General features: G+C 71.3%; 18 protein-coding genes. 8 read left to right on the top strand and 10 right to left on the bottom strand.

Going from position 1 to position 14,789, the window contains the following annotated elements:
* Positions 1-13: 13 nt before the first annotated feature.
* From IO36_RS38095 to IO36_RS38070, 6 genes are all read left to right on the top strand, one after another.
* Positions 14-943 (top strand): type II secretion system F family protein, encoded by a 930-nt coding sequence (locus IO36_RS38095; protein ID WP_037627532.1) that lies wholly within the window; start codon positions 14-16, stop codon positions 941-943.
* Positions 940-1,863, top strand: a complete 924-nt coding sequence (locus tag IO36_RS38090) for a type II secretion system F family protein (protein WP_037627220.1) — start codon at positions 940-942, stop codon at positions 1,861-1,863. Before IO36_RS38095 ends, IO36_RS38090 begins: the two co-directional genes overlap by 4 nt.
* 47 nt (positions 1,864-1,910) lie before the next feature.
* Positions 1,911-2,162, top strand: coding sequence for a hypothetical protein (locus IO36_RS38085; RefSeq protein ID WP_037627216.1), 252 nt, complete (start codon positions 1,911-1,913; stop codon positions 2,160-2,162).
* Between the two features lie 95 nt (positions 2,163-2,257).
* Positions 2,258-2,638 carry a TadE family protein gene (locus IO36_RS38080; RefSeq protein ID WP_240657695.1) on the top strand — a complete coding sequence of 127 codons (381 nt, stop codon included), beginning with the start codon at positions 2,258-2,260 and terminating at the stop codon, positions 2,636-2,638.
* A 101-nt stretch (positions 2,639-2,739) separates the two neighbouring features.
* Positions 2,740-3,156, top strand: a complete 417-nt coding sequence (locus IO36_RS38075; RefSeq protein WP_037627529.1) for a TadE/TadG family type IV pilus assembly protein — start codon at positions 2,740-2,742, stop codon at positions 3,154-3,156.
* A gap of 80 nt (positions 3,157-3,236) precedes the next feature.
* A complete protein-coding gene (locus IO36_RS38070) occupies positions 3,237-3,728 on the top strand; it encodes a pilus assembly protein TadG-related protein (protein WP_051901270.1) in 492 nt (163 codons plus the stop codon).
* Positions 3,729-3,781: 53 nt separating this feature from the next.
* On the opposite strand, the gene IO36_RS48745 is transcribed toward IO36_RS38070, so the two are convergent.
* The 10 genes from IO36_RS48745 to IO36_RS38020 all read right to left on the bottom strand — a co-directional run bounded on the left by IO36_RS48745 (position 3,782) and on the right by IO36_RS38020 (position 9,849).
* Positions 3,782-4,165, bottom strand: coding sequence for a hypothetical protein (locus tag IO36_RS48745; protein ID WP_245173629.1), 384 nt, complete (start codon positions 4,163-4,165; stop codon positions 3,782-3,784).
* A gap of 43 nt (positions 4,166-4,208) precedes the next feature.
* Complete coding sequence (locus IO36_RS38060; RefSeq protein WP_037627210.1) at positions 4,209-4,538, bottom strand: hypothetical protein; 330 nt, start codon at positions 4,536-4,538, stop codon at positions 4,209-4,211.
* A 234-nt stretch (positions 4,539-4,772) separates the two neighbouring features.
* Positions 4,773-5,477, bottom strand: coding sequence for a hypothetical protein (locus IO36_RS38055; protein WP_037627208.1), 705 nt, complete (start codon positions 5,475-5,477; stop codon positions 4,773-4,775).
* Between the two features lie 55 nt (positions 5,478-5,532).
* Complete coding sequence (locus IO36_RS38050; RefSeq protein WP_051901242.1) at positions 5,533-5,892, bottom strand: toxin-antitoxin system YwqK family antitoxin; 360 nt, start codon at positions 5,890-5,892, stop codon at positions 5,533-5,535.
* A gap of 55 nt (positions 5,893-5,947) precedes the next feature.
* Positions 5,948-6,154: a DUF397 domain-containing protein gene (locus tag IO36_RS38045; RefSeq protein ID WP_037627206.1), complete on the bottom strand. Its 207-nt coding sequence runs from the start codon at positions 6,152-6,154 to the stop codon at positions 5,948-5,950.
* Between the two features lie 8 nt (positions 6,155-6,162).
* Positions 6,163-7,014: a helix-turn-helix domain-containing protein gene (locus IO36_RS38040; protein ID WP_037627523.1), complete on the bottom strand. Its 852-nt coding sequence runs from the start codon at positions 7,012-7,014 to the stop codon at positions 6,163-6,165.
* 189 nt (positions 7,015-7,203) lie between these two features.
* Positions 7,204-7,551: a DUF6086 family protein gene (locus IO36_RS38035; RefSeq protein WP_158997732.1), complete on the bottom strand. Its 348-nt coding sequence runs from the start codon at positions 7,549-7,551 to the stop codon at positions 7,204-7,206.
* Positions 7,552-7,586: 35 nt separating this feature from the next.
* On the bottom strand, positions 7,587-8,078 hold the full coding sequence (locus tag IO36_RS38030) for a SitI3 family protein (protein WP_037627203.1): 492 nt from the start codon (positions 8,076-8,078) through the stop codon (positions 7,587-7,589).
* A gap of 20 nt (positions 8,079-8,098) precedes the next feature.
* Complete coding sequence (locus IO36_RS43555) at positions 8,099-9,532, bottom strand: CdiA C-terminal domain-containing protein (protein WP_051901241.1); 1,434 nt, start codon at positions 9,530-9,532, stop codon at positions 8,099-8,101.
* Positions 9,529-9,849 carry a hypothetical protein gene (locus tag IO36_RS38020; protein WP_037627201.1) on the bottom strand — a complete coding sequence of 107 codons (321 nt, stop codon included), beginning with the start codon at positions 9,847-9,849 and terminating at the stop codon, positions 9,529-9,531. The genes IO36_RS43555 and IO36_RS38020 overlap by 4 nt, the downstream gene beginning before the upstream one ends.
* A gap of 384 nt (positions 9,850-10,233) precedes the next feature.
* Between IO36_RS38020 and IO36_RS38015 the strand changes: the two genes are divergently transcribed.
* Both IO36_RS38015 and IO36_RS38010 read left to right on the top strand, forming a co-directional pair.
* Positions 10,234-13,302, top strand: coding sequence for a bacterial transcriptional activator domain-containing protein (locus IO36_RS38015; protein ID WP_037627200.1), 3,069 nt, complete (start codon positions 10,234-10,236; stop codon positions 13,300-13,302).
* A gap of 655 nt (positions 13,303-13,957) precedes the next feature.
* The gene (locus tag IO36_RS38010) at positions 13,958-14,695 is read left to right on the top strand and encodes a prepilin peptidase (RefSeq protein ID WP_037627518.1); all 738 of its coding nucleotides are present in this window, start codon (positions 13,958-13,960) and stop codon (positions 14,693-14,695) included.
* Positions 14,696-14,789: the final 94 nt, after the last annotated feature.

Here is a 14,789-nt window from a genome sequence, read left to right as displayed (position 1 = left end):
CTCGCTCGGCACCATGGGCGGACTGTTCTCCCTGCCCGTGCTGTACGCGCTCACCTGCGGGATCGCCGTCGGCGGCGGCCTCGCGCTGTTCGTGATCGCCGTACGCGGACTGCCCGCCAAGCCCGAGCACGAGCGGCAGAAGGCGAGCGAGCGCGCCAACGAGTTGCTCCGCTTCGCCGGCCGGCGCGGCTCGATCGCCGCGATCGCCGGTCTCGTCGTCCTCCTGCTCACCCGTTGGGCCGTCGCGGGACTCGCGGCCGGTGTCCTCGTCTTCTTCTGGGACAAGCTCTTCGGCGGCGCCTCCGAGGAGAAGGCCGCGATGCGCCGGGTCGAGGCCCTCGCCTCCTGGACCGAGTCGCTGCGCGACACCATCGCCGGAGCGGTCGGTCTGGAGCAGGCCATCCCCGCCTCGGCGCGGGCCTCCGCGCCCGTCCTGCGGCCGCACCTGGACGCGCTGGTCGACCGGCTGCGCTCCCGCACGCCGCTCCCCGACGCCCTTCAGCAGCTCGCCGACGAGATCGACGACGCGTCCGCGGACATCATCGTGGCCGCCCTCATCCTCAACGCGCGGCTGCGCGGGCCGGGGCTCCGCCAGGTGCTGGGCGCGCTCGCCAAGTCGGCGCGCGAGGAGGTCGACATGCGTCAGCGGGTGATGGCCCAGCGCGCCTCGACCCGCCGCTCGGTGCAGATCGTCGTCGCGGTGTCGATCGCCTTCGTCCTCGGACTGTCCATCTTCAACCGGCAGTTCGTCGAGCCGTACGGCACGGCGGTCGGACAGCTCGTCCTCGCCTGTGTCTGCGGCCTGTTCGGCCTCGGCTTCTGGTGGCTGCGCAAGCTGTCCACGATCGAGACCCCGGAACGCTTCCTGGTACGGGACGAGGCGTCCGTGCGGTTCGTGCGGCCCCGTACACCGGTTTCCGGGGACGAGGCGGTACGCCGATGAACCTGACCATGCCGATCCTGATCGGCGCCGTCCTCGGCCTCGGCGTCTACGCCCTGGTCCGCGCGCTCATGCCGTCCCGGCGCAGCGCGGTCGCGCAGGTCGCCCGGATCGACGCGATGCGGGCCCGCGGGGCGGCGTACGAGTCCGCGCACCAGGGGCAGCGGGACAGCGGGCCCTTCGCGGGACTGCGCGCCCAGGTCGGTGCGCGCGTCGCCGAGCTCTACCTCCAGCAGGGCTGGGAACAGCGCTCGCTGCGCGCCGACCTGGCCGTCCTGGACCGGAGCTGGGAGAGGTTCCTCGCGACGAAGGTGCTGCTGGCCGCGGCCGGTGTCTTCTTCGGTCCGTTCCTCTTCGCCGTCGTCTGGACCCTCGGTGTCGGGCGCAGCCCGATCATCCCGGTCTGGCTCGCGCTGCTGTTCGCGGTCGTCTTCTTCTTCCTGCCCGATATGGAGGTGCGGCGGGACGCGGTGGACCGGCGCCGCGACCTGCGGCGGGTGATCGGCGCGTATCTGGACCTCGTGTCGATGAGCCTGGCCGGCGGGCGCGGTCTGCCCGAGGCGCTGATGGCCGCCGCCGAGATCTCCGACGGCTGGGCCACGCGGCGCATCCGCAACGCGCTCGCCGACGCCCGGATCACCGGCACCAGCCAGTGGCAGGCGCTCGGCTCGCTCGGCGAGGAACTCGGCGTCGAGGAGCTCAAGGACCTGTCCGCCTCCCTGGCGCTCGTCGCGGACGACGGCGCCAAGGTGCGCGAGTCGCTCGCCTCGCGCGCCGAGACCATGCGCCACCGCGAACTGTCCGAGATCGAGGGCAGCGCGGGCGAGAAGTCGCAGTCGATGCTCGTCGCCCAGCTGCTGCTGTGCGCCGGCTTCCTGGTGTTCCTGATCTTCCCGGCGGCGATGCGCGTGTTCCAGGTCTGATCCCCGCCCCCCAACGCCACCACTCTTCTTCGAGAGGACAACTCACCATGAACGGACGGAACTTCAGCACCGGGATCCCGGGGGTGGACTTCCTGATCACCTTCCTCCAGGGACGGGTGCAGCGTGCCCGCTCCGGCGAACTCGACCGGGGCGCGTCCGCGGTCGAGTGGGTCATCATCTCCGCCGTCGTCGTCGCCATCGTCGGCGTCGTCGCGGCGATCATCAACGCGGCGCTGAGCGACGGCGCCAACAAGGTCGGCAACTGCATCAAGGGCGCCGACGCCGGCAAGACCTGCTGAGTCCGCAAACGGGGATACGAGTGAGCGAGGACCGAGGGGTACGCCGCTGGGTGCGCCGCAGGGTGGAGGCGGCCTCCGCCCGCGGTGACTCCGGCATGACCGCGATCGAGTTCGTGCTGCTCACTCCGGTGCTGTTCTTCATGATCTTCGCGACGGTGCAGTTCGCGCTGTACTTCTTCGCGGACCATGTCGCCCAGGCGGCGGCCCAGGCGGGTGCCCGCAAGGCCCGCGCCACGGCGGACGCGCAGCCCGGCGCGTGGCGCGGGGAGGCGGGGGACGTCGTCGACAGCTACATCCGCCAGCTCGGCCCGAAGCTGGTGCTGTCCCCGGACGTGAGGATGCTCCAGCCGGAGCAGGACACCGTGGGCGTCGAGATCACGGCGAGGGTCCCGGCGGTGTTCCCGGGCCTGGACCTGACGGTGCATGCGCGGTCGTCGGGCCCGGTGGAGCGGTTCGTGAAGGAGGAGGGGCCGTGAGGGGACCGAGGGCTCTGCCCGCCGACGTCCCGGACGGCCCGTCCGGGCGGAGGGACGCCGTGCCGGGGCCGGGGGCCTGGCCGGGGGCTCTTCTCGGGGCCGTGCGCGACCGCGTGGGCGACGACCACCGCGACCGGGGGCTGTCCACCATCGAGGTGGTCATCCTGGCGCCGGTGATGATCCTCTTCATCCTCGTCCTGGTGGCGTTCGGGCAGCTCGTCAACGGCCGCGGGGCGCTGGACGGCGCGGCCCGGGACGCCGCGCGGGCCGGCTCGATCCAGAAGGACCACGCGACCGCGATGGCCGAGGCCAGGAAGGCTGCCGAGGCCGACCTCGGGGACGTCTGCTCGGGGCCGGTGAACGTGACGCAGACCAGCACGGGCTTCGAACCGGACACGCTGTTCACCGTCGAGGTGAGCTGCGAGGTGCGGGGCCTGGCGATGATCGGCCTCGACGTGCCGACCACGCTCCAGTCGTCCTTCAGCTCACCTCTCGACCCGTTCCGGAGGACGGCATGAAGCGGGGACGCGCCGCGGGGGCGGGGATGACGCAGGGTTCCTCTGTGGGCGAGGGCGTCCGGCCGTTCGCGGGGGAGGGCATGGAGCCGTTCGCGCCCGAGGGGGTGAAGGCGTTCGCCGCCGTACGCGGCTGGGTGGCCGGGCGCCGGGAGCGGCTGGACGACCGGGGCTCGGGCGCCGGCGCGGTCATCATCTTCGCGCTCGTCTTCCTCTCCCTCTCGGCCTTCGTCATCGACGGCGGGATGTCCATCTCCAAGCGGGAGCGGGCGGCCGACATCGCCGAGCAGGCGGCCCGTTACGCCGCCGAGGACATCGACCTCGAATCCCTCTACGAGAACGAGAACGGCCCGGCGCCCATCAACTTCGAGAACTGCGGCGCCCGGGTGAAGGCGTTCGCCCGCGAGATGGGCATGTCCGGCGCTGACATCGCCGCGACGCACTGCGTGACCGCCGACGCCGACCAGGTGGAGGTGGAGGTCCAGCTGACCTATTCGCCGGTCTTCACGGGCATGTTCTACGGCGGAGACGTGACGGTCCACGGCCGAGCGGTGGCGGAGAACGAGGTGGGCTGAGGCACCTGCCTCGAACCGACGGGATCCAGGTTCCCGTTCTGCCGGGGAGGGGCTCAGTCCACCGTGACCCCGAGATCGCCCGTCAGGATCTCCAGCAGCCGTGCTTCGGGCACCTCCGGGACCTGGTACCGGACTGTCCTGACGTGGGTGAGGAAGTCCGGTGGCAGGGAGACGTGGTACGTGCGGAGGTAGTACGGCAGGTCCTGCCGCCACAGCCAGGTCCCGTCCGTGGACAGGGACCCGATGCCGGACAGGAGGGGGCCCTGCGGGTCCAGGACGTCGGGGCCCGCGCTCATCTCGGACCAGATCCCGGCACCCTGCCCGAGATAGCCGAGGATCCGGGCCTCGTCCGGCTCGCCCACCGGGTTCACGGCATCCCGCAGAAACCCGTCCGGGGCAAGCCCCCAACCCGGTTCGAGCTCACGGAAGAACCCCACGACCCGGATCATCCCCGCACCCCGCCGATCTTCCGTCCGAGGGCTACTTCGCCCCGTCCTTCTTCTCCGTCTTCACGCCCTCCGAGACGTCCTTCGCCAGCTGGTCGTCGAGTTTGCGGAACTCGCGGACGACGGCGTCGGACATCTTGGCGAGGGCGTCGAGGGACTGGCCGATGTCCTCGCGGCCGTCCTCCCAGCCGGACTCGAAGTCGTCCAGGGCGTCGTAGACCGTGTGGTCGCCGAGGTCGTCCTTGTACGACTCGAAGAGCTTCTTGGTGTGGTTCAGCCGGGTCTTGATGTCCCGCAGCCGGCCGCCGTAGTCCTCCAACTCGCTCAGCGGGAGCGCGAGGTCGCTCTTGCCGCCACCACTCATGTCCGTTCCCCCTTGTCGAGTCGCGAAGTCCCGGTCGGGCGAACCGGAACGTGCCGGTCACCGCGTCGAAGATGTCGTGGAACGCCTCGGCCAGGTCCAGCACGGGGCTGGCTCCGGAGACGAGGACGACCTGGTCGGTGGTTCCCGGGACCGGGATGTACGTCTGGGTCAGCACCATCCGAAGCGTACGGGTGTCGCCCCCCGCGACGGCACGGGCCGACGTGTGGGGCTCGATCACGCGTCCTCGTCCTCGTCGTCGAAGGTGACGGGGGTGTACGTCTTCGCGTGGGCGGCGAGAAACGTGCGCGCTTCCAGGGGAAAGGGAAGGGGTGCCAGGGCTACGTAGTCGATGAGATTCTTCGGCGGGTAGTAGTCGACGAAACGGTATTCCACACGGGCCAGTTCGGCCGTGTCCGCGTACCGGTGGGCCACCCCGACGGCTTCCAGGAGCTCGGAAAGTCCGTACGTTCCGACCTCGTCCCCGAGGCCGACGGGAAGCCGGTAACGGTTCACCTCGGAATCCGAGACCGGAATTCCGCCCGAGCCGATGACCTGGAGCTGGGGGAGACCGAAGCCGAACCACGGACCGGTCTTCCTCACGAGCATCCAGCGATCGGCCTTCCCGCTCTGGAAGATGTCGCACTCGTCGCCCGAGAAGACGGGAAACATGCTCAGGCCCGTCCTGGTGAGCGGAGGGTGGGACTCCTCCAGACCGGGGATCTCCTCGTGCCCGGCTTGAACGAGGTGGACGAATTCCGCGTGGAACGCCTCCCGTTCCTCCGACCGCTCGAGGCACGAGAAGTGGAGATTCCCGTCGAGGAAGGAGGGGGAGTCGGACCACTGGTCCCGAAGCAGGCGGTATCCGATGATCTCCCCGCACTGCCCATCGATCGGGGGAGCCGCCTCGCCGCAGATCTGGCAAAGGTTGATGTCGGGCATGGCTCTCCTGGCGGTGGTCGGTCCGATGGGAGGGGACGATGGTCTGGGCGCGGCTTCAGGCGTCAAAGCTCCGGTCGTCGATGAGTTCGCCGCTCTCCGACCACTTCTTGATCGAACGAACCGTTCCGCGCGCGCCGTACTCCTTCTCGACGGCGAGTCGGCCGTTGTGGTGCCAGTCCCGCCACCGGCCGTACGGAATTCCTCGTCGGCACTGGCCTTCCGCTCTGTCCGTTCCGTCCGCATACCACTCGCGGGCGGGGCCGTCCTCCAGGCCTTCGGCGTAGGTGGTCATGGCGACCACCTGTCCTGTCCGGGGATCCGCTTCGACGGTTTCTCCGGTGAACGGCCGACCTTGATGAGTCAGTGACCGGTCGATTCCCATGTCCAGTTCGGGATCGTCGACGTCGATGCGCATCAGTGGGTGACTCCCGGGACGAGACCTGTGGACGAAGCCGCGAAATCCAGAGGCACTACCGCCGCCGGGGTGCGGTGACCGTTCCGGTGCGTATGGCGCGGAGGAGGTGGTCGACCGGGGCCGGGGTGGTGCTGAGGACGACACCGGGGTCGTCGGATTCGCGGAGGTGGAGGGCAGCGACGGTCGAGGCGAGCTCGACGCAGGCGTTTCCTTCGCCGCCGCCGGAGAAGGAGGACTTCTGCCAGGTGTAGGGGGTGCTCATGCCACGCCTCACAGTTCCTTTGTCAGCCGGTGGATGAAGTCGCGCGACCGCTCGGGCTCGAACGACACGCTCGTCACCTTACGGAACAGCGATCTGAGACGGTCGAGTTGAGCCTCCGAATCGATGAACGCCGTGCCGTACGGAGCGTCGCGCACGAAGGTGTCCAGGCGGGGAACGGTGCCACCCATATGCACCATGGCGCTGCCGGCCCCGGCGAATCCGTCGAGGTCGTAGGGAATGACCCGCACGGTCACGTGGTCGGCCTCGGAGAGCTCCAGGATCCTGCCCAGCTGCACCCGGGTGGCCGCTCGGTCGCCGACCCTGATCCGCAGCGCCGACTCGTGGATCACCGTTTCGTACGGAATCGTCCTCGGTCCTTCCAGGATCGTGCGACGTCGCATCCTGTGCTGCACCCATGACTCCAGCTGATCCGGGCGCAGTTCGGGAGTCGTGAACGAGAACAGTGCGCGGGCGTAGTCCTCGGTCTGGAGAAGCCCGGGTACGTGGAGGAAGTCGACGTCGCGGCGGAACGTGGCGTAGTGCTCCAGCTCCGCGAGGTCAAGGAAGGGTGCGGGGAGGATTCCGCGGTACTCCTCCCACCAGCCGCGGGTGCGATCCGTGGCCAGGATCGCCAGGCCGTCGATCAAAGCCTCGTCGAGGCAGGCGTAGTGGGCGGCGAGGCGGCGGAGGCGTGCCTCGCTGACACCCGACAGTCCGGACTCGACATGGGTCATCTGGGACGAGCTCACTCCGAGGAGCGCGGCTGTCTCCCGCGCCGTCATGCCTGCCGACTCGCGCATCCTGCGCAGCTCCGCGCCCACGCGCAGTTGTCGGGCGGTGGGGTGGCTCCGCAGCGGCATCAACAGCTCCTTCACTGCAACTCGGCGCTCGGGGTGCCTCGTTCGGGTGTCAGGCTACGGCAACGGATTGCGGTACCTCACTTTTGAGGTCCACGTTCGGTGACGTGACGCAGGCGCTGCGGAACCCGGGACCCCGGAAGCGCACCACTCCGTCCTGCCGTGACACCGCCACCGCCCGCATCCGCCCCCTCAGATGGGCATGGCCCGGGCGTGCTGGTCCCGGAGCGCCGCCCAGGCCAGTTCCTGAGCCGGGCCGGGCATGGCGGGAGCCGGGTGGCCGGCCCTGTCGATGAGTACCAGGGCCGTGGCGATGAAACCGAGGCTCAGGGAACGGAGGATTCCCTGATCCGACGCGGTGAATCGGTCTATGGCCACTTCGGAGAGCTTCCGGAAGCGTTCGAAATCCACGACGCATTCACCGGCCGCGAGTGACCCCACTCCCGAGTCCGTCCTGTAGATCCCGGAGAAGACGTCCGAACTGCCCTTGAACGCGTGGGCGACCTCGGCATCAGGGCGCCAGATGTCGCGTCCGGGCATGTCGCTCGAGTGAAACCTGAACTTCACTGGAGAACTCAATCCATGTCCATGGTGTGGGTCTCCCGGCGATAGGGCCGGGGCACGAGAGCGAGCCGGTCCGCTCGCCAGAGGTCGTCCCGCTCGTTGAGGCTCAGTTCGCCGTTCTTGCGGAGCAGCCAGACGACCTCGAACTGGTAGTGCAGTACGGCGTCGCCCTCGATCCGATCCAGCAGGGGTGCGATCAGGCGGATCATGTCGTTCTGCTGGTCCGAAGTGTCTGCTTCCTTGCCCATGCGGAACCCGACGCCGACCGTCGGGGCGAACCCGAGATGCGTGACGATGGGGTCCCACGGCTGGGGCGGCCGCTGCTGGAGCACGCTGACGCACGTCCCACGACGGGTGTACGCGAAAACTCCCTTCTCCGTCAGTTGCTCCCCCGTGATCGATTCGTCGAACACGCCGGATTCCCTGCCGATCTCGGCGAGCCAGGATGCGACCTCGGACGCGGGTGACTGTGTCGCGATGTCGAGGTCATATTCGATTGCCATGCGGAAAGATCCCTTGATTCCTACGGATAGAGATGAACTATGTTGCCCTCGCGATCGATGACCATCACCTCCTTCAAGCCCTCCTTGGGCCAACTCTGAAACTGCTGTCGGAGAGCACCCAGATCGGCTCCGCTGTCTCCGAGGTTCAGGACGACGCGCTCCGTCTGTCCCTTGTCGACCTTCTTCTCCACGGCCCGCCAGATGGAGCGGGGGTTGTCGGAGGTGGGGGCGTAGTTGTCGAATATCTTTCCTTCGACACGGAAGTCGGGTTTGGTTCCGTTGGGCATCTTCCCGGGAGACTGTTCGACGTCGTACCCCTGCCGGGCCAAGGTTTCGGCCGAGTGCACTTCCCGGCCTTTCGCGCGTATCGTCTCGGCGTCGTCATTCTTGCTGAGGGATTCCGGATTCCCGCGAGGCTGGGCATGGGGGTCCGCCTCGCCCGACGGCTTGGTCCGGTCGACCTTGGCCGCCGTGTCCCAGTCGCCGCCCCCGCCCCCGCCTGAGCCGTCGGACGTCATGTCGACCCGGTCGGGCCCCATCGCGTCGTTCATGATGCCGGCCGCGCCGGCGCCCGCGATCGAGAGCCCGGCGGCGATCTGGGCCGCGGCCGCGACGTTGATGGGAATCCCGAGAGCCGCTCCGATCCCGGTCGCGTCCAGCAGGATGCCGCCGACTTCCTCACCGGCCCCCAGCGCCGCCAGGCCGAGCCCGCCGAGCACGGCCAGCGTCGACGGGAGATCGTCCACCATGGCCTTGCCGATGGAAGCGAGGTCCGAGACGAGGATCTCACCCGCCTCCGTCAGCGCCTCTCCGACCTCGGAGGCGACGGAGTCCACGGCATTGCCGAACTTGTCCCATCGGGAATCGTGCATCCCGTCGTGGGTGATGGCGCGGTGGATGATCGCGGCGGCCCGGTCCGCGGCGTCGTCACGAACGCGCTTGGCCTCCCGCAGCAGGGCCTTCGCCTCACCGAGGTCACCCGCGGCGGCGTCCCGTTTCTTCTTCAGCCGCACCAGTTCGGGATCGTCGTCCTTGGTGTGCGGCGGAAGGTTCCCGATGCCCGTGGCCGCCGACCGGTGGTCGGCGTCCGCGTCCTTGGCCGCTTTCAACGCCTTGTCGGCCAGCTGTTGGGCGTGCTCGAGAGCCGAGGCCCAGTCGCCCGTGCTGCCGGGGCGGACGCGCGTGCCCATCGCGCTCGCGGCCTTGTCGTAGCGGTGGTAGGCCTTCCGCAGAGGTTTGATCGTGTCCTGCGCCGTGTCGCGGAAGGAGTCGGCCGCCTTGGACTTCCAGGACTCGACACCGCTCAGCGCCTCGACGTCGCCCGCTTCGCGCTGAATGTCGTTCGCCATCTCGCGGAGCGACTGCCCGAGCAGCGCGATCGCATCCGGGTCCCCCGGAATCGGATCGCCGTCCTCACCCAGTACGGACCACTCGTGGGCCGGTGGACGGCTCACGAGGGCCCCTGACCCTGTTTGGTCTTCGCGTCCTGCCGGCGCAGGGCGGCGGCGAGTTCCGCGTCGATGGCGTCGTAGCTCTTGGCCGCTTCCCAGGTGATCGTGCCGAGCGTCTCGATCTGCTCGGCCAGGTCCTTGCGGTGGATCTTCCAATTGCTCGCGAATTCGTCGAACGCGTCGACGATGCGCTGGTTTCCCAGTTCTGCCGGCGAGAAGTCCTCGGCCGGGTTGGCTCGGTCGGTGAAGGAGTGGTAGATCCGCTGCAACGCGCGAGAACACTCGCGTATGCGCTGTGTGTCCGCCTTCAGATCGCTCATCGACGCCCCGTGGTCCGACGCGCGGTTCCATCCTCGCGCGCTCTGCGTTCATGCCAACCTTGTGACTCTATGCGAGCCCCGTTCGCCTCGGGTATAGCCGAATTCAACGGCAGGCAAAGGGCGCTGTGCTCGGTCGGAAGCGTCGCACCCCGACAGGCCTGTCGCGCACGGTGCGTGAAGGCGGTGTGAAAGCGGTGGGGGTCAACGGGGGAGGCGGGTGCCGGGGGTGAAGGGGCAACTCGGTTGTGCCGGACGGTTGGTGAGGAAACGGGCGGGGTGGGGGCAATGTCCCCTGCCGGGCCTTCGACACCCTCTTTAGACTCTCAGTAGGCTCGGTCCACCCCCGAACTCACGCCCTCCCCAAACGAACCCAGGACACCAGCCATGGCGCGACGCACCAACTCCAGTCCGACGGGCGGCTCGCCGGGTCCGAGGAATCGGACGCCGCAGCCCCTGCCCCGGCGTCGTCGGACGTTCGGGGACTTCGTGAAGGCGTTCGGGGCCCTCGTGGCCCTGCTGGTACTGCTCGTCGGCGTACCCGGCGCGCTCGTCGTCGCGGTCGGCTGGCCGCTGCCGGACGGCGCGCCCTCGCTGGACTGGCTCCAGCAGGAGATCACCGTCGGCACCTTCATCCGGGTGCTGACGGTCATCGTGTGGCTCGCCTGGGCCCAGTTCACCGCCTGCGTCCTCGTGGAGATGAAGGCCGCTCTGTCGGGCGTCGGACTGCCGAACCGCGTACCGGGCGCCGGGGCCAGCCAGTTGCTGGCCCGCCAGCTCGTCGCGGCGCTCCTGCTCGTCGGCGCCGCCGCCGCGAGCTTCACCCCGGGCCTCTCCCAGCTCGGCCAGAGCCCGGACGGCGCCCGGCAGGGCTCGGTCGCCACCGCCCAGCAGACCCCGGGCGGGCTGTTCGCGCAGCAGCAGGAGCGGTCCGCCGCCGAAGCCGCCGCCGCGGTCGCCGAACAGGCCGCCGACGCCGCGGCCCACGCGGCCTCCCGGGCCGACGCAGGCGCCTCCGCCCGGTACGGCGACACGAAGTACTACCGGATCCAGCCCCCCGAGGGCCGCCACCACGACTCCCTCTGGGAGATCGCGCAGCGCCACCTCGGCGACGGGCGCCGGTACAAGGAGATCTACGAGCTCAACAAGGACCGTACGCAGCCCGACGGGTCCAAGCTGTCCGAGGCCAGCCTGATCCGGCCCGGCTGGATCATGGAGATGCCCGGCGACGCCCACGGCGGCGAACTGGTCGAGATGCCCGAAGCGAAGCCCGGCGTCCCGGAACAGGTCCGGCACCAGATCCAGGACTACTCCAGGACCGGCCACCAGGCGCAGGGCGACCAGCGCCAGGCGGGCGGGGAGCAGGGCGGCCGGGGCGAGCAGGGCGGCCAAGGCGAGCAGGGCGCGCAGAACGGCCGGAGCGGCCGGGGCGACCAGGACACCGCCCAGTTCCGCGTGCCCCAGCAGCGCGCCGGCGGCGACGCCGACGGGCAGCGCGAGCACGCCGATGACACCTCCGCGGACAGCCGCCACGGTGAGGGCGCTCCCGCCGCCTTTGACGGGAGCGGCTTCGGACTGCCCGAGGCCCTCGTCGGCGCCCCCCTCCTCGCCGCGGGCCTCCTCGGCGCCCTCGGCCGGCGCCGCCGCCAGGCCCTGTGGCAGTCGGCGCTCGGCGCCGTCGGCGGGCGCCGCGGCATGGAACCGCCGGTCCCGACCGGATCGGCCGCGGACGCCCAGGACGCGCTGCTCGTCGGCGCCGACCCCGAGGGCGTACGCCGCCTCGACCTGTCGCTGCGCGGGCTCGCCGCCTCCCTCGCGGCCGAGTCGCGGCCGCTGCCGACCGTCTACGCGGCCTGGCTCGGCGGCAACGGCGATCTGCACCTCCAGCTCGCCCAGCCCGCCGGGAAGCCGCCCGCGCCGTGGCAGCTCGGCCAGGACCAGACGTTCTGGATGCTGGCCCGGGCCGACGCCGAGCGGTACGAGGAGACCGACACCGCCGCCCCCTACCCGGGCCTGGTCAGCCTCGGCACGATGGACGACTCACGCCTCCTGCTCAACCTGGAGGCCGTGCCCGGCATCGTCTCCCTCGGCGGAAGCCCCGCCGACCGCGCGGGCGTCTTCGCCTCCGTCGCCGCCGAACTCGCCACCAACGGCTGGTCGGACCGCATGACGATCACCCTCGTCGGCTTCGGCGAGGACCTGACCCCGCTCGCGCCCAACCGGCTGCGCCACCTCGACGGCATCGAGGCGCTCGTCGAGACCATGGAGGCCGAGACCCGGCAGCGGCGCGGAGCGCTCGGCGCCGCCGGGCACGACTCCGTGCTCACCGGCCGCACCGGGCCCGCCCAGCACACCCGTTGGGCCCCGCACCTCGTCCTCCTCTCCGTCGAACCGTCCCCGGCGGACGCCCTCCGGCTCGCCGAACTGGCCGCCGACGCCGGACGCCTGGGCATCGGCTACCTCGTGGGCACCGAGTCCGGCGAACTGCCGGGCGCCGCCTGGGAGATGGAGATCACCGGCGAGGGCAAGCTGCTCGCACCGCTGCTCGGCCTCGAACTCGACGCGCAGATGCTGCCGGCCGCCCAGCAGCAGGCGGTCGTGGAACTCTTCGTCGAGGCGGACCCGGAGGGCGGGCCCGACGACCCGACCGACTCCCCGCCGTTCCTCGTCGACATCAGCGAACAGGGGCGGCCCGCCGTGTACGCGCGGCTGGTGGGCCCGTACGAGATCATCGGCCTGGACACGCCCGACGGGGAGCGCAGCCCGCTGCTGCACGAGGCGCTGGCGCTGCTCCTGCTGCACCGCGAGGGCGTGCACCCGCGCGTCCTGTCCTCGGCGCTGTGGCCGCGCGGTGTCACCGAGGACGTGCGGGACGCGCTCGTCGAGCGGCTGCGCGGCTGGCTCGGCACCGACCCCGACGGCACCGCGCGCCTGGCCGCCGACGCGACCGGGCGGCTCACGCTCGCCAAGTCCGTCGTCTCCGACCTCGACGTCCTGCGCTCCCTCTACCACGAGGCGACGCAGGGCAAGGGAGTCGACAGCAGGGTCGTGCGAGGGCGGCTGCTCACCGACGCGCTCGTCCTCGTCCGCGGCCCGCTGCTCGCCGACCGCCCCGAAGGACGGTACGGCTGGCTCACCCACGAGATCGTCGACGCCCAGCTGCCGCTGCTCGTCGCGGACATCGGACTCGCGCTCTCCTCGTTCCACCTGGAGAAGGACCGGGCGGAGAAGGCCATCGAGGCGCTGAACGCGTCGATGAACTCCGCGCCGGCCGACGAGCGGCTGTGGAACGAACTGCTGCGCGCGACGCACGCCACGGGGGACGAGGACAGGGTGAAGCGGCTCGCCGCGGACCTGGTGGCCCGCAGCGGGGCGCGGGGGCTGCCGCCCCGGACCGAGGCGCTGCTCGACGAACTCCTGCCGACGTGGCGCAGCGGCACGGCGGCAGTGGGCTGACCCCACCGGCCCGGCCGCCGGCCCGGCGGCGCACCGGACCGGCCATCGGACTGGCGGCGCACCGGACCGGCTCGGCTCGGCACCGGACCGGCCACCGGCTCGGCATCGGACCGGCTCGGCCGCCGGACCGGACCGGACCGGCTCGGCACCGGACCGGCGGCGCACCGGCCACCGGCTCGGCCGCCGGGCCCGGACCGGCTCGGCACCGGATCGGACCGGCACCGGATCGGACCGGCCCCCGGCTCGGCATCCGAACGGCGGCGCACCGGCCACCGGCTCGGCACCGGACCGGCGGCGCACCGGCCACCGGCTGGGCACCGGACCGGCGGCGCACCGGACGGGCGGCGCACCGGTCCGGCTCGGCCGCCGGACCGGACCGGCTCGGCCGCCGGACCGGCACCGGACCGGGGCCATTGGACGACCCGCAAGGGACCGGCCACCGGACCCGCAAGGGACCGGTCACCGGACCCGCGCCGGACCGGCCACCGGACCAGAGCCGCGCCGGACCGCCCGTGTCCGGGCCGACCGCCCGCGGCCGGCAGCTCCGGGGCGGTGGCTGCCCCAGCCTTGGGGCGGTGCCGTCCCAGCCGTGGGGGCGGTGCCCGTCACCGCCCTCGCTCACGACCGTCGTACCGCACTCTTCCTGGGGGACCGCGTGGATCTCGACCGATGGCTCGTCGTCGGCGCCGTGCTGTGGGGCGCGGCGGCGGGACTCCTGGTGCCCCGGCCCGCGTACCGCTTCGCCGTCGACCCGGGCGAGCCGTGGCGGGACACCTGTCCCGAAGGGCGGCCGATCACCGGGGCAGCCGGCGGCTGGCTCGGGCTCGCCCGTTCCCCGGGCGGCACCCGCTACGGCCCGAGCGTCCTGCTCGTCGCGCCGGTCACCGCCCTGCTCTGCGCCGGGCTCGCCCTGGCCACCGGCACGCGCCCGGAGCTGATCGTCTGGCTGCTGCTGGCGCCGCTCGGCGTGCTGCTGGCCGTGGTGGACTTCCGGGTGCAGCGGCTGCCGGACGCGCTGACCCTGCCGCTCGCGGCGGCGGCGCTCGCGCTGCTCGGGGCGGCCGCCGCGCTGCCCGAGCACGCGGGGGAGTGGGCCACCGCGCTGCTCGGCGCGCTCGCGCTCGGCGGCGCGTACTTCGTGCTGTTCCTCGTCAATCCGAACGGCATGGGCTTCGGCGACGTGAAGCTCGCGCTCGGTCTCGGCGCGATGCTCGGCTGGTACGGATGGAGCGTGGTCGTCCTCGGGACCTTCGCCGGGTTCCTGTTCGGCGGCCTGTACGGGATGGTCCTGGTGATCGCGCGGCGCGCGGGGCGCAAGACGTCGATCCCGTTCGGCCCGTTCCTGATCGCGGGGGCCTACGTGGGGCTGCTCATCGGGGCCTTCGCGGCCTGACCCCCGCCGCCGCGTCCCCGTGCGTGACCTCGGCCGGTGGGCCTGGCGTCGGCGGGTGCGGCGGGCTGGCGTAGGGTGGTTGAGTCTGTCCACA

This window comes from Streptomyces aureus, assembly GCF_000725495.1.
GTDB classification, from domain to species: domain Bacteria; phylum Actinomycetota; class Actinomycetes; order Streptomycetales; family Streptomycetaceae; genus Streptomyces; species Streptomyces aureus_B.
The sequence above is the reverse complement of the archived record's forward strand: the minus strand, read 5'-3'. Positions and strand labels throughout refer to the sequence as shown.